This window comes from Pseudomonas sp. BIGb0164, assembly GCF_024810135.1.
Taxonomy (GTDB): Bacteria; Pseudomonadota; Gammaproteobacteria; order Pseudomonadales; family Pseudomonadaceae; genus Aquipseudomonas.
Genome location: NZ_JANUEA010000004.1, coordinates 546,026 through 558,939, shown reverse-complemented (window position 1 = coordinate 558,939; position 12,914 = coordinate 546,026). Strand labels below are relative to the sequence as shown.

Below are 12,914 nucleotides of genomic sequence, written 5' to 3'. Positions count from 1 at the left end.
AGAGGATGGAAGCATGGACGGTACTTCTGCAAGTCCCCAGCAGATGAACGCGCAACAGCGTTCGGCGCATATCCGTGACGTGGTGCTGGCCGAAGGCGTGCGCTTGCGCCAACAACACCCCTGGCTGCTGCATCAGGACGCGCTGGGCGCGGGCATCCTGGCGTTTGCGTTGGTGGGCATGGTGGGCTCGGCGGCGCTCTACATCACCGGCCACATGGCCTGGTGGTCGTGCCTGCTGCTCAATGCGTTCCTCGCCTCGCTGACCCACGAGCTGGAGCACGACCTGATCCACAGCATGTACTTTCGCAAGCAGCGCCTGCCCCACAACCTGATGATGGGCCTGGTCTGGCTGGCGCGACCGAGCACGATCAACCCGTGGGTGCGCCGGCATCTGCACCTCAACCACCACAAGGTTTCCGGCACCGAGACTGACATGGAAGAGCGCGCCATCACCAACGGCGAACCCTGGGGCGTGGCGCGGTTGCTGATGGTGGGCGATAACGTGATGTCAGCGTTTATCCGCATCCTGCGGGCCAAGACCTGGAAGCACAAACTCAGCATCCTCAAGCGCTCGCTGCTGGTGTACGCACCGCTGGCGCTGCTGCATTGGGGCGCGTGGTACGTGTTCCTCGGTTTTCACACGGCGAACGGGATCGCCAGCCTGTTGGGCGCGCCCATCGAATGGTCAGCCACCACCCTGCAAGTGATGCAGGTGATCGACATCGCCGCCGTCGTGATCATCGGCCCCAACGTGCTGCGCACCTTCTGCCTGCACTTTGTCAGCTCCAACATGCACTACTACGGCGATGTGGAGCTGGGCAACGTGATCCAGCAGACCCAGGTGCTCAACCCCTGGTGGATGTGGCCGTTGCAGGCGTTCTGCTTCAACTTCGGCAGCACCCATGGCATCCATCATTTTGTAGTGAAGGAGCCGTTCTACATCCGCCAGATGACCGCCAAGGTGGCGCATAAAGTGATGGCCGAGATGGGCGTGCGCTTCAATGATTTCGGGACGTTTGCCCGGGCCAATCGGCTTGGCTTTCCACCGCCAGCAGGGTTTCGATCAGCGCCTTCGCCGCAGGCGACAAGCGCACCCCAGCGCGGCTGATCACGCCGCAACGGTTATTCAGGCTGTCGAGGTTGTGAGGCAGGTTGCGCCAGTGCAGGACCTTCAATGCGCCGCTGGCCAATTCATCGACAAACGCCTCTTCGGCGCCTAGGCCAATGGCGTCGGACTGACGCACGATGGTGGCCAGCGCCGCGAACTGTTCAAGCTCAATGGCGGGTGCAAAATCGATGCGCCCGCTGAGGTTGGCGAGCAACTTGCGAATGCCCGGTGCAATCAACGGCGTGGCCAGCGGGAAACCGAACAGGTCGTTGGTGGAAAGGCTGTCCTTCGCCAGCAGCGGGTGACCGGCGCGGCAGAAAAATACGCTGCGCCGGGGCGTGAGGGCCTGGATCTGGAAGTTGGGGTCAGCCTCGAAGTGGCGCACATCGGCGATAAAGAATTCGATCTCCTCGCGGCTCAGGCTGCGCCCGAGTTTTTCCCAGTTATCCACCTGCAACGCGGTGCGCACCTTGGGGTAGGTGGTGATAAACCGCGCCATGGCCTGGGGCACCAGGTTGACGGCTGCGACGGCATCGCTGCCCAGGCGCACTTCACCGGCGTCGAGCTTGGTCATGCGCGTGACTTCATGGCTAAGCAGTGCGGCGCCCTGGACCAGGCTCAGGGCATGTTGCAGCACCACCTGGCCTTCGGGTGTGGGGCGCAGGTCCTTGTGGGCGCGGTCCACCAGCACACAGCCGAACTCCTGTTCCAGACCCTGGATGCTGCGGCTGAACGCTGGCTGCGTGATGCCCATGGCGTCGGCGGCGCGCACAAAACTGCGGTGCTCGTTGAGCGCGATGAAGTAGCGCAGCTGACGAAGATCCATGGGGCGCCCGGCGTCCAAGAGGGGAACCGGGATTTTAAGGGGCTTGCTTATTCCGTCAATGAAGCATGTTTGTTTTATCTAGATCTTAAATGCATATCTATAGAGCAGGCACCGTGCGGTAGGTAGCCGGGCTGAACACCCGCGTCACCACCAGCATCGCCACCACGGTCACCGTGAGTACTACCCAGGCGCTGACAAAGGTGCCGGTCAGCTCACGCAGCCAGCCGGTCAACCAGGGCGAAATTGCATTGATCAAGAAGCCCACGCCCTGCACGAAGGCTGCCAGCTGCCCAGCTTGGCGCGGGTCGCGATGATGGTCGAGGGTCAGCAACAGGCTCAAGGCGAAACAGGCGCCCAGACCAAAGCCGATCAGCGCGACCCACAGGTGGGGAAACTGCTGCGGCGCCATCAGCAACCCGAGGTAACCCACGGTCTGCGCCAACAGGCTGATGCCGAGCAAGGGCCGACGGTCGATCCCGCGTTGGGCCAGTACCGGCATCAGCAACGCCGCGATCACCTGGAAGATGGTCATGAACGCCAGCAGCGAACCACTCGGCAACACGCCCCAGCCCAGTTGCTGGTAGTACGCCGGCAGCCACGCCACCATGCTCATGTAGCCGCAGTTCACCAGGCCGAAATACAGCGCCAGCAACCAGGCACGGCGGTTGCGCAGGCCTTTGAAGGCGGGAATCACCAGGGCGCTTCTGGGCGCTCCCAGCGGCACAAATGCCCACAGCAACAACGCGGCCAACGCCGGCAACAGCCAGATCCCGAGCCCCGCCTGCCACTGCTGGAAGTGCGTGGCCACCACCGGGCTGAGCAACGCGGCCAGCCCGCCACCGGCCATCAGCGAGGCCGAATACACGCCCATCGCCACCGGCACGCGGTGATGGAACTCGCGCTTGATCATTGCCGGCACCAACGCCTGGATCAGCGCCACCCCGGCGCCGCCGAGCAAGGCTGTGACCAGCAGCGCCGAGGCCTGGCCCATCAGCCAGCGCGCCAGGCACGCCAACAGAATCATCATCAAGCCCAAGGCGATGCCGCGCCGCTCGCCCAGCCGTGCCTCCACCCGCACGCCGACCAGGGCCACCAGGCCCATGCACACCACGGGCAAGCTGGTGAGCAGGGCACTGCTCTGGAAGCTCAGGCCGGTGGCCTGGCGGATCTCGCCCAACAGCGGGCTGATGGAACTGAGGATCGGCCGCAGGTTCAGGCCCAGTACCACCAGCAGCCCCCAGCCGGCGAGGGATTTATTGAGGGTCATGCAGGGTTTTCCATTGCTGGTACAGAGTGGTCATGGCCGCGTCGGGCAGGTGCTGGATCGGCAGGCGCTGCTCGTCCAGGGGTAAGCCGACCTGTTGCCCAATCACCGCCGTCGACAAGCCGAAGGGCTCGGCCATTGCGTTGCTGGCCGCAAACACCACCCGTTCCACGCCGCACAGGTACATGGCGCTCAGGCACATCGGGCAGGGCTGGCCGCTGGCGTAGATCACGCAGCCTTCCAGGCGCGCACCGAGTAGGCGGCTGGCCGCGCGGATCGCCAGCAGCTCGGCGTGGGCGGTGGGGTCCTGGGTCAGATGGATCTCGTTCACCGCTTCCGCCAGTAGCTCACCGTTGTGCGTCAGGACCGCGCCAAACGGCCGGCCGCCTTGACTCACATTGGCCCGGGCCAGGGCGATGGCGCGTTGCAGGTGCGGGTGGTCATCGCTCATGGCGCTACCTCGGGGAGGAATGGAGGGTGAAGTATGGGCAGCGGCCTTGGTATTCTGAAATTAAATATAACCATGCCAACCAGTGGCAAAGAGAATGGTGAGGCCCATGTTCGACCCCGTGTTGCTGCGCAGCTTTGTCGCCGTGGTGGATTGCGGCAATTTCACCCGCGCCGCCGAGCGCCTGCATGTGACCCAGTCCACCGTCAGCCAGCAGATCCGCCGCCTGGAGGACGCCGTGGCGTGCCAACTGCTCGACCGCGACCAGCGCCGGGTTGTCGCCACTGCCGAAGGCGAGCGTTTGCTGGCCTACGCGCGGCGCATCCTCGCGCTGCATGAAGAGGCCGCCGACGTCTTGATCAACCAGCAAAGCGACGGCGTGTTGCGCCTGGGCGTGCCGGAAGACTTTGCGGCCGAACGCCTGATGCCGTTGCTGTCGGCGTTTGTGGTGGCCTACCCCCGGGTGCGTCTGGAGGTCACCAGCGGCCTCGGCCCGGAACTGCAGCGTCAATACCGGAGCGGTGAGTTTGATGTGCTGCTGGTCAAGCAGATGGGCGACAGCGATGACTGCCTGGCTTCCTGGCCGGAGCCTTTGTGCTGGGTCGACAGCCGCAGCACGCCATCCCTGGGGCGCGACCCGCTGCCCTTGGTGGCGTTTCCGGTGGGTGGCCTGTACCGCAACGAAATGCTGCAGCACCTGGAAGTCGGCGGCTGGCGTTGGCGCATCGGCTATTCCAGCGCCAGCCTGGCCAGCGTGTGTTCAGCCGTGGCGGCGGGGTTGGGCATCAGCCTGTTGCCCAAACGCGTCGTGCAGGCAGGGCACGTGGTGCTGGGACCAGACAGTGGTCTGCCCGCCGTGCAGGGCGTGCGGCTGGCCCTGTATGCCCGCAGTGGTTTAGGCCCGGCAGGGCAGACCTTGCAGCGCCAATTGCTCGATTTGTGCGCAAACAGCCCTGCCTGAGCCATGCCTTTGCCGAATATTTTTTATGCCTCAAAAGCATCGAAAAATACGGCCTACGCGCCAGGCCGCGCAGGACGTGGCTTTGGCGTTTCGGGATGTATCATTTATTCACTTTAGATCTATGTATAACTTTAAAGATTACTTTAAGAGATAAGCGTCTGGCCCCGATGATTCAGCCCTCGACGGCCTCCCAGGCAGGCCTGTCGGTTTTTTTGTTTCAAAACCGTAGGGAGTGAATCAATGGGCAATGTCCAGACCGCCGCCAGTGCACCCGAGGCGCTGTGGCGCCAGGCACCAGGTGGTGAGTTGGTTGACCTTGGCCGGCCGCACCGTGCGCCGTTGGGGCAGCAGCGTTTGCAGCAAGCCCCGAAACGCTTTTCGAGCCGCCGCGAAGGCCTTTTGCTGGGCTTGCTGGTGCTGGCCCTGCACGGCGCGGTGATCTATTGGGTGAGCCAGAAGCCGACCCCGGTGTTGCCAATTGTGCCGCCGGAAATTCCGCCGATGACCATCGAGTTTTCCCAGCCGGCGCCGCCTGTGGTCGAGCCGCCTCCACCGGTTCCGCCACCCCCGCCGCCGCCTGTGGTCGAGCCACCGCCACCGGTGGTGGATGAATTGGCCGCCAAGCCGGCGCCACCCAAACCGATTCCAAAACCCAAGCCCAAGCCAGTGCCAAAACCTGAGCCCAAGCCCGCGCCTAAACCGGTCGAGCAGCCACCTGCGCCACCGACGCCCGCGCCACCGGCTCCCCCTGCGCCGGCCGCACCGCCGTCGCCGGCACCCGTGACACCCGCTTCGGCCAACGCCGCGTACTTGAAGAACCCGGCGCCCGAATACCCCTCGTTGGCCCAGCGCCGGGGCTGGGAAGGCACGGTGTTGCTCAGGGTGCATGTGTTGGCCAGCGGCAAACCGGGCGAGATCCAGGTCCAGAAGAGCAGCGGTCGCCAGCAACTCGACGACGCCGCGCTGGCCGCCGTGAAGCGCTGGAGTTTCGTGCCGGCCAAGCAGGGCGACGTGGCACAGGACGGCTGGGTCAGCGTACCGATCGATTTCAAGATTCACTAACTATTCGGCTGCGGTGTGTTGGACACGCCGCGACCTGCACAGAGGGAAAACATCATGGCATTAGCATCTCCACTTGAATCCATCGAAAGCGCGGTGATCTGGCTGCTGGTGGTCTTTTCGGTTGCCACCTGGGGCTTGGCCCTGCTCAAGGGCGTGCAGTTCGGCCGCCTCAAGGCGCAGGATCGCAAGTTCCATAAACAGTTCTGGGCGGCGTCGAGTCTCGACTCTGCGGCAGAACTGGCCGAAACCCAGCCCGGTGCGGCCGCTCGAGTGGCCCAGGCCGGTTATGCCGCGATCCAGGTGGGCGATGCGCCACACGCCGCCGATTTGAGCCAGGCCATCAACCACCAGGACCGCCTCGAACGCGCCCTGCGCCAGCAGATCGTGCGTGAACGCCGCTCCCTGGAAACCGGCCTGGCCGTGGTCGCCAGTATCGGCAGCACCTCGCCGTTCATCGGTCTGTTCGGCACCGTGTGGGGCATCATGGAAGCGTTGAAAGGGATCAGCGCCGCCGGTTCCGCCAGCCTCGAAACCGTGGCTGGCCCGATTGGTGCCGCACTGGTTGCAACGGGTGTGGGTATCGCCGTCGCCGTACCTGCGGTGCTGGTCTACAACTACTTCCTGCGTCGCCTCAAGCTGACCGCCGCCGACCTGGACGACTTTGCCCACGACTTCTACAGCCTGGCGCAGAAGAATTCCTTCCGCGTGCTGCTGCACCCAGCCCTGAACAAAGCGGCTGCCGGCAACCCGCAAAAAGTGAAGGAGGCGTCCTGAGATGGCTTTCTCCACGCAAGACAGTGATGAGGTGCTGAGCGAGATCAACGTGACGCCCCTGGTGGACGTGATGCTGGTGCTGCTGGTGGTGTTTATCGTCACCGCGCCGCTCTTGACCAACGCGATTCCGATCAACCTGCCCAAGACCCAGGCCGTGGCCCCGGTGGAGCAGAAAGACCCGCTGGTGGTGAGCATCGACGGCGCCGGCAAACTGTTTATCAACAAGGACGAAATCCAGCCGGACCTGCTGGAATTCAACCTGCAGGCGGCCAAGGCCAAGGACCCCGATGTGCGGGTGCAACTGCAGGCTGACGATGGAGTGAACTACGGCGAAGTGGCGCGAGCCATGGCGTCGATCGAACGCGCGGGCATTACCAAGCTGTCGGTGATTACCGCGCGTTAATTGCAAAAGCCTCGACAAGTTTTTGGCCGTCTCCTTGGCAGGGTGCGGCCTTTTTTTTTTATTCTGGAAATGTATATGAGTGTGTAGTGCTCCGTCGTGGTCTCTGTAATATTCACTGTTGTTTTCTAGTGTTTCCGAACGTGAGATTTGTCGAAGGTTTTATTATTTTACTGGGGTGATATATGGTGATTTTGTCGGAGCAAAAAATAAATGGGTATTCGGTTCCCTGTTCATCTTGTCAGCGTATTGACCCAACCGGCCTCTGAAGTTAAAAAAACGGATCAATCCCGCATTCATGAAGATGTGATCCCGCCTTCTAAAACGCTCACCCCTTTATCGGATATTTCTCAGACATCCCTTCCGATAGTATTCGACCCACCGCCGTTGAAGGAAAATGATCAAGTCAATGCTTATCTGAAGTCGCATGCTTCCCGCCTGATGACACCAGAAAATGAAATGTCAAAACTTCTGACAACTAAAATTAATAAGCGCTGGCATATACATGTTGATCCGGATAAAACATTCCTGGTTACATTCAAGCGTTCAGGGCGCACCGAAAAAGATGTTGTGGAAAAAGTGACGCTGACTCAGGCGGCATTGAAAAATCTCCAAGGGGTGCCGATTGAAGATAATAAGAACTGGCTCCAGAAGTTTGGTCAATACGTTTCACCCTTGATATTTGCTTACAGTAGAGGGGAGGAGGTGGTTGAACATTTGCATGCGGAACAAGGTATCTATCATGATCCGGCATCTGCGGCGGTTCCGCCCTACAGTGCATCCACGCGTGTCGACATACCTGTCGCCGACTTTAAAGCCCTGGTCTGGGACACAGACCGAACACAGCTGTACAAAAATGCGCTTTCCACTTTTTGGGAGAATCAATCCGACTCCTATACAACCTTGAGCAGGATGGCTTTCGTCAAGGCCATCAAGTTTCAGAGTCTTGAGGGGAGCCTGGGCCCGCAGGAGGTAGAACTGGCCCAGCGTGCAATGGGGCCCTTTGCGCAGAAACCATGGTCTGAACTGAGCGTTCAAGACTTTGAGAGGCGCACCTTGCAGGACCCGGGCCTGGACATCGGTCTGGTTAGCGTAAACGGTATAAAGTCGACAGACTTGCTGTGTGTGACGGATAAGAAAACCCAACTGACATTGCTGTATGTTCCTGGTAACTCTTCGCCACTGCACCGTTTTGATAACCCTCAGCAGATGGGTGTGTGGCTGGCCAAGCAGTCCGCCGATCCGGTCAAGCTCGCTTCGCTCATGGCGCACTTTTCCCTCGAAGACCAGGCAGACAAAACTTTTTCCAATGGTGTACATCAGGCTTTGCAAGGCTTGGGTGCCTGGTCGACTGCGCAGGAGCAGGAAGGGTTCGGCTTTTCCAAAATCAATGATTGGTTACCCGAACGCTACATCCAGATTGGCCAGGTAAGTGGCGATCCGTTTCAGGAGGTCATGACTCGACAAAAGGCGCGGTCATTCTCGGATGCCGACAATGCAATCGTCAGTGACAGTGATTATACAAAGGGCAAGATAATCCAAGGTTTGGACGAGGCTGCCAAAGTCGCACTGTTCATGACGCCCTTGGCGATTGTAATGCCAGAAGTGGCGCTGGCTTTGGATGCATTTTACTTGGGGGCGGGTATCGCCGAGACCGGAGTTGGCATTGACGATTTAACCAAGGGCAAATCCACTGGAACCGACCGAATTGTATTTGGTGCGTTGAATGCTTTACCACCACTGGTGATACATGGGAGTAGTTCGGTTTTGAAGCCTGAAAGCGGGGCTGTTATACCTTCAAGTTCGGTGGTTGAGCCGCGACCAGCATTATTCAGGGCGCCACAACGTATAAATGGTCATATCGGATACCCCATGGGGCCTACTTCGGCGCCGAGGCTAATTAAATCGTTCGAAATCCCCTTGGATGACGTAATGGTTACGGCTCAAAAAGCGTACGCCATTTCTGTCAATGGGTACTATGTGCCGGTCATGTATGACTTGGAAGTCGGTGCTTGGCGGGGGCGCGATTTGGCGGGACGCATTGGGAATATATTTTATTGGCGTGAAACTCCGGGCGAATGGTTGTCGGGCACCCGCGAGCAGATGTTGGCGCGTGCTGAAGCGAAGTTGGCGTCGGTTAAAAATAAAACATTCACATTGCCTGTATTGCCCTCGATATCGTTGAACCCTACAGAAATACCCAAGGTGATACATTATTTCTGGGCCGGAAATGAAATGCCTGAGCACCTTGTCAAAAATATCATGGAAAACGCTCGAAAAAGCCCAGGGTATAAATCGATTGTGCACGTTGATGCCAATAGTCAGAGTGCCTTTTCCATGATTAAAGATGCACTGGATAATAAGGTGGGCGGCCTTGAAGTGCATGACTTGAAAACAGATGAAAGCTTTCATGAGCTCAATGCTGGGCAATACGGTGAGATGTATAAATACTTTCGCTCGGGACAGGGACAGAATTTTGCGGCTTCTTCAGACGTCATGCGGGCGGTGTTAATCAAACGGTACGGTGGCATATATTTGGACACCGATGATGCGCTAACCCATTCCGTAGGTGACGTTTCTTTAATGGCCTCCCCCAATGATATTTTGTTGAATTCACCTGTCACCTACGAGCCTGCGGATTTTTTCGGATTTAACAATAGTAATTTTGGCAGCCATGCGGGTAATCCTACCTTTGATAAAATTCTCGAAGAAATGTATCGACGCTTCAAAAACACCAAGAATTGGCTGGACGCCAATCGACCTTTTATAGGGGAAGGTGCAACTAAATCAGAGCTGGAGTCGTACAAGGTATATGAAAAGAAAATTTTTGGAGTGACAGGGCCTGTCGTTTTCAACGACGTCCTTAAACAAGAAAACTATGGTTTATTCCCAATTCTCGACGATTTTCACGAGATAATGGGCGACGCCCTGATAATGCCCGAAGGCTATGGTCGGGAGCTGCAGCAAGCCCTGGATTTCTACCAGTCCATGCACTCGAAATTCGGGGTCGACATAGGAGGCGAACATTCCATGCTCCACTCCCGTTGAGCCGATGTTTGTATGCGACGGTTTCATCCCGACACGTAGGTGTCGGGTTCCCTGATGCACACCCTTGAACGGTTGCTGGATCTAAAGTGGTTTTTGGTTATTAATAAATAGCTTCTTATTCCTTAACGAATATAAACCTCGTCCCTATACTGGTCAGCAACGTTAAACGCTGCAGGAGGGCACACCCATGCACAGCGAGTTGATTCGTTACCTGATCGTGCCGGGCTGGCAAGGATCGCCAGAAGATCATTGGCAAAGTCATTGGCAGAACAGCCTGCCCAACAGTGCGCGTGTGGAGCAGGCCGATTGGCTGACACCCCGTCGCGAAGACTGGGTGGCGGCGCTGGCCGAGGCCATCGCGGCCGACAGCACGCCGGTGATCCTCATCGCCCATAGCCTGGGTTGCATCACCGTAGCGCACTGGGCCGCCACCGCGCCGGTGCAGTTTTTGCGTCAGGTGCGCGGCGCCTTGCTGGTGGCGCCCGCCGATGTCGAACGCCCGGCCTGTGCCCCCGCCCTGCGCAACTTTGCGCCGATTCCCACCGACCTGTTGCCGTTCCCCAGCCAAGTGGTCAGTTCCGACAACGACAGCGCCGTCAGCGCTCCCCGAGCCCTGGAGCTGGCGCGTAACTGGGGCGCCGAAGCCGGCATCCTCGCAGGCGCCGGCCATATCAATGTGAAATCCGGCCACCAGCGCTGGGAGCAGGGCTTCGCTTACCTCTATCGCCTGCAACACCGCCTTGAGCACCACGCCCGGCGTACTGCCTGAACATTTTTCAACGCCCCGTCCCTTGAGTGGATCTGGGGCGGGAGCCTGCCATGAGTCTGCATGAAACCTACGGCCAGCCTTTGCTGACCTTCCCCGACGCCGAAAAAAGCCCGCTGAGCATCCGCGCCAAGGCTTTGGTATTCGTCGACCCACGCTCGCGCCAACTGCGCGAAGACCTCGAAAGCCTCGCCCCCCGTGCCTTGCCCGTGTTGATTCGTGGCGAGACCGGTAGCGGTAAAGAACTGTTGGCGCGGCATATCCACCGTGGCAGTGATCGCGGCGGTTTGTTTGTGTCGGTCAATTGCGGAGCGATCAGCCCCACTTATGCGGACGCCGAGTTGTTCGGCTATGCCGCCGGCAGCCACAGTGGCGCGGCCAGCAGCCGGGCCGGGTGGTTTGGTTCAGCCAATGGCGGCACCTTGTACCTGGATGAGATCGGCGACTTGCCGTTGCCGATCCAGGTCAAATTACTCGCCGCCCTTGAGAACCACGAAGTCACCCGCGTCGGCGCCCATCAGCCCAGCCCCGTGGACGTGCGCCTGGTAGCTGCCACCAGCATCGACCTGGCCCAGGCCGTGGCGGCGGGCAAATTTCATGAGCGGTTGTTCCATTACCTGAGCGAGGGCCAGCTGGAGCTACCGGCGTTGCGTGAGCGCATCGGTGACATCCTGTCCCTGGCCGAATATTTCCTCGGCATCTACAGCCAGCGCCTGGACCTGCCGGTGCCGCTGATCAGCGAAGCCGCCCAGCGCGTGCTGGAACACCACAGCTGGCCGGGCAATACCCGCGAGTTGGAAAACGTCATTCACTTCGCGTTGCTGGTGAGCAGTGGCGACGAGATTTTGCCCGAGCATTTGAACTTGCCGGCGGCGGGCTCGCCTTTGGAGCAGGTGCAGCGGATTGTCGAGGCAGCGAGCCCCTCTGACCGCTTGGCCCTCAAAGCCTACCTCGCCTCCCTGTAGGAGCCGGCTTGCCGGCGATGGCGGTCTTCAAGGCGCCATCGCCGCGGTGCGACGATTCGACAAGCCGGGCTCCTACAGGTAGGTGGGGAGAGGGAGCTGTATGAACAAAATGGAATATCAACGTGAATAAAAGATATTGTTCGGGAATAAAAAATCTAGGTATTGTCACTCCCACGCCGCGATAGCATTTCGCTGGCACACCCTATAAAAACGGTCGTCAGAGACGCCCCGGAATGTCGATAAGGACACTGCATGAAAAAGGTTCTGTTGTTTACCGCACTGGCGGCTGCCCTGACTGCAAGCTTCGCCCAGGCCAACGAGAAGCTGGTGGTGGCTGCCACCCCGATCCCGCACGCGGAGATCCTCGAGCTGGTCAAGCCAACCCTGGCCAAAGAAGGCGTGGACCTGGAAATCAAAGTCTTCACCGACTACGTGCAGCCTAACGTGCAAGTGGCCGAGAAGCGCCTGGACGCCAACTACTTCCAGACCCTGCCGTACCTGGAAAACTTCAACAAGGGCAAGGGTACCAACCTGGTGACCGTGGTCGGCGTGCACGTTGAACCGTTCGGCGGCTACTCGAAGAAGATCAAGAACATCTCTGAACTCAAAGACGGCGCCACCGTTGCCATTCCTAACGAAGGCTCCAACAGCGGCCGTGCCCTGTTGCTGCTGCAGAAGGCCGGGGTGATCACCCTCAAAGACCCGACCAACGCCCTGGCCACCCCGAAAGACATCGCCAGCAACCCGAAACACCTGAAATTCAAGGAGCTGGAATCGGCCCTGCTGCCACGTGTGCTGGACCAGGTTGACCTGGACCTGATCAACACCAACTACGCCCTGGAAGCCGGCCTGAACCCGGCCAAGGACGCGCTGATCATCGAAGACGCCAAGTCCCCGTACGTGAACTTCCTGGTGGCTCGCCCGGACAACAAGGACAGCGACGCTATCCAGAAACTGTCCAAGGCCCTGACCAGCCCGGAAGTCAAAGCCTTCATCGAGAAGAAGTACAACGGCGCAGTCGTGCCGGCGTTCTGATGTAACCCAAAACCCCCTTCAAGGTTTCAACGCCGACGGCTTTCTTAGCGTCGGCGTTTTTTATGACTGGAACACAATCAAAACTGTGGGAGCGGGCTTGCTCGCGAAAGCGGTCTGTCAGCAACAGATGTGTTGACTGATCCACCGTATTCGCGAGCAAGCCCGCTCCCACATTTTGGTCTTCATTGGATTAAAGAGCGCGGCTGTTGATGGCCCTGCGTAGCGCCACCAACCACTTCACCAGTTCTTGCGGGTCA

12 protein-coding genes are annotated in these 12,914 nt (G+C 59.4%); 9 read left to right on the top strand and 3 right to left on the bottom strand.

Translation table 11 applies throughout. From position 1 onward, the window contains the following. The first annotated feature begins 13 nt into the window (after positions 1–13). Complete coding sequence (locus M2394_RS13845) at positions 14–1,108, top strand: fatty acid desaturase (RefSeq protein ID WP_178924344.1); 1,095 nt, start codon at positions 14–16, stop codon at positions 1,106–1,108. On the opposite strand, the gene M2394_RS13840 is transcribed toward M2394_RS13845, so the two are convergent. From M2394_RS13840 to M2394_RS13830, 3 genes are all read right to left on the bottom strand, one after another. Beyond that, complete coding sequence (locus M2394_RS13840) at positions 999–1,934, bottom strand: LysR family transcriptional regulator (RefSeq protein ID WP_259172844.1); 936 nt, start codon at positions 1,932–1,934, stop codon at positions 999–1,001. The genes M2394_RS13845 and M2394_RS13840 overlap by 110 nt on opposite strands. 97 nt (positions 1,935–2,031) lie before the next feature. Beyond that, complete coding sequence (locus tag M2394_RS13835) at positions 2,032–3,201, bottom strand: CynX/NimT family MFS transporter (protein WP_178924348.1); 1,170 nt, start codon at positions 3,199–3,201, stop codon at positions 2,032–2,034. After that, entirely contained in the window at positions 3,188–3,649 is a 462-nt protein-coding gene (locus tag M2394_RS13830) for a nucleoside deaminase (protein WP_259172843.1), read from the bottom strand. Before M2394_RS13830 ends, M2394_RS13835 begins: the two co-directional genes overlap by 14 nt. A gap of 106 nt (positions 3,650–3,755) precedes the next feature. Between M2394_RS13830 and M2394_RS13825 the strand changes: the two genes are divergently transcribed. From M2394_RS13825 to M2394_RS13790, 8 genes are all read left to right on the top strand, one after another. After that, complete coding sequence (locus M2394_RS13825) at positions 3,756–4,607, top strand: LysR family transcriptional regulator (RefSeq protein ID WP_259172842.1); 852 nt, start codon at positions 3,756–3,758, stop codon at positions 4,605–4,607. Positions 4,608–4,847: 240 nt separating this feature from the next. Continuing rightward, positions 4,848–5,669, top strand: a complete 822-nt coding sequence (locus M2394_RS13820) for an energy transducer TonB (protein ID WP_178924354.1) — start codon at positions 4,848–4,850, stop codon at positions 5,667–5,669. A 51-nt stretch (positions 5,670–5,720) separates the two neighbouring features. Then, positions 5,721–6,443, top strand: a complete 723-nt coding sequence (locus M2394_RS13815; RefSeq protein WP_178924397.1) for a MotA/TolQ/ExbB proton channel family protein — start codon at positions 5,721–5,723, stop codon at positions 6,441–6,443. Position 6,444: 1 nt separating this feature from the next. Then, positions 6,445–6,846 (top strand): biopolymer transporter ExbD, encoded by a 402-nt coding sequence (locus M2394_RS13810; RefSeq protein ID WP_060755558.1) that lies wholly within the window; start codon positions 6,445–6,447, stop codon positions 6,844–6,846. Between the two features lie 210 nt (positions 6,847–7,056). Beyond that, on the top strand, positions 7,057–9,891 hold the full coding sequence (locus tag M2394_RS13805; protein ID WP_259172841.1) for a glycosyltransferase family 32 protein: 2,835 nt from the start codon (positions 7,057–7,059) through the stop codon (positions 9,889–9,891). 187 nt (positions 9,892–10,078) lie between these two features. Then, positions 10,079–10,660 carry an alpha/beta hydrolase gene (locus tag M2394_RS13800; protein WP_178924357.1) on the top strand — a complete coding sequence of 194 codons (582 nt, stop codon included), beginning with the start codon at positions 10,079–10,081 and terminating at the stop codon, positions 10,658–10,660. Between the two features lie 50 nt (positions 10,661–10,710). Then, positions 10,711–11,622: a sigma 54-interacting transcriptional regulator gene (locus tag M2394_RS13795; protein ID WP_259172839.1), complete on the top strand. Its 912-nt coding sequence runs from the start codon at positions 10,711–10,713 to the stop codon at positions 11,620–11,622. Between the two features lie 252 nt (positions 11,623–11,874). Further along, the gene (locus M2394_RS13790) at positions 11,875–12,657 is read left to right on the top strand and encodes a MetQ/NlpA family ABC transporter substrate-binding protein (protein ID WP_124384617.1); all 783 of its coding nucleotides are present in this window, start codon (positions 11,875–11,877) and stop codon (positions 12,655–12,657) included. Positions 12,658–12,914 lie beyond the last annotated feature (257 nt).

Coding starts and splice junctions, on each gene's coding strand:
- M2394_RS13800 (WP_178924357.1), top strand. CDS start 10,079: ATGCACAGCGAGTTGATTCGTTACCTGATCGTGCCGGGCTGGCAAGGA.
- M2394_RS13820 (WP_178924354.1), top strand. CDS start 4,848: ATGGGCAATGTCCAGACCGCCGCCAGTGCACCCGAGGCGCTGTGGCGC.
- M2394_RS13835 (WP_178924348.1), bottom strand. CDS start 3,201: ATGACCCTCAATAAATCCCTCGCCGGCTGGGGGCTGCTGGTGGTACTG.
- M2394_RS13810 (WP_060755558.1), top strand. CDS start 6,445: ATGGCTTTCTCCACGCAAGACAGTGATGAGGTGCTGAGCGAGATCAAC.
- M2394_RS13795 (WP_259172839.1), top strand. CDS start 10,711: ATGAGTCTGCATGAAACCTACGGCCAGCCTTTGCTGACCTTCCCCGAC.
- M2394_RS13840 (WP_259172844.1), bottom strand. CDS start 1,934: ATGGATCTTCGTCAGCTGCGCTACTTCATCGCGCTCAACGAGCACCGC.
- M2394_RS13830 (WP_259172843.1), bottom strand. CDS start 3,649: ATGAGCGATGACCACCCGCACCTGCAACGCGCCATCGCCCTGGCCCGG.
- M2394_RS13790 (WP_124384617.1), top strand. CDS start 11,875: ATGAAAAAGGTTCTGTTGTTTACCGCACTGGCGGCTGCCCTGACTGCA.
- M2394_RS13805 (WP_259172841.1), top strand. CDS start 7,057: ATGGGTATTCGGTTCCCTGTTCATCTTGTCAGCGTATTGACCCAACCG.
- M2394_RS13825 (WP_259172842.1), top strand. CDS start 3,756: ATGTTCGACCCCGTGTTGCTGCGCAGCTTTGTCGCCGTGGTGGATTGC.
- M2394_RS13845 (WP_178924344.1), top strand. CDS start 14: ATGGACGGTACTTCTGCAAGTCCCCAGCAGATGAACGCGCAACAGCGT.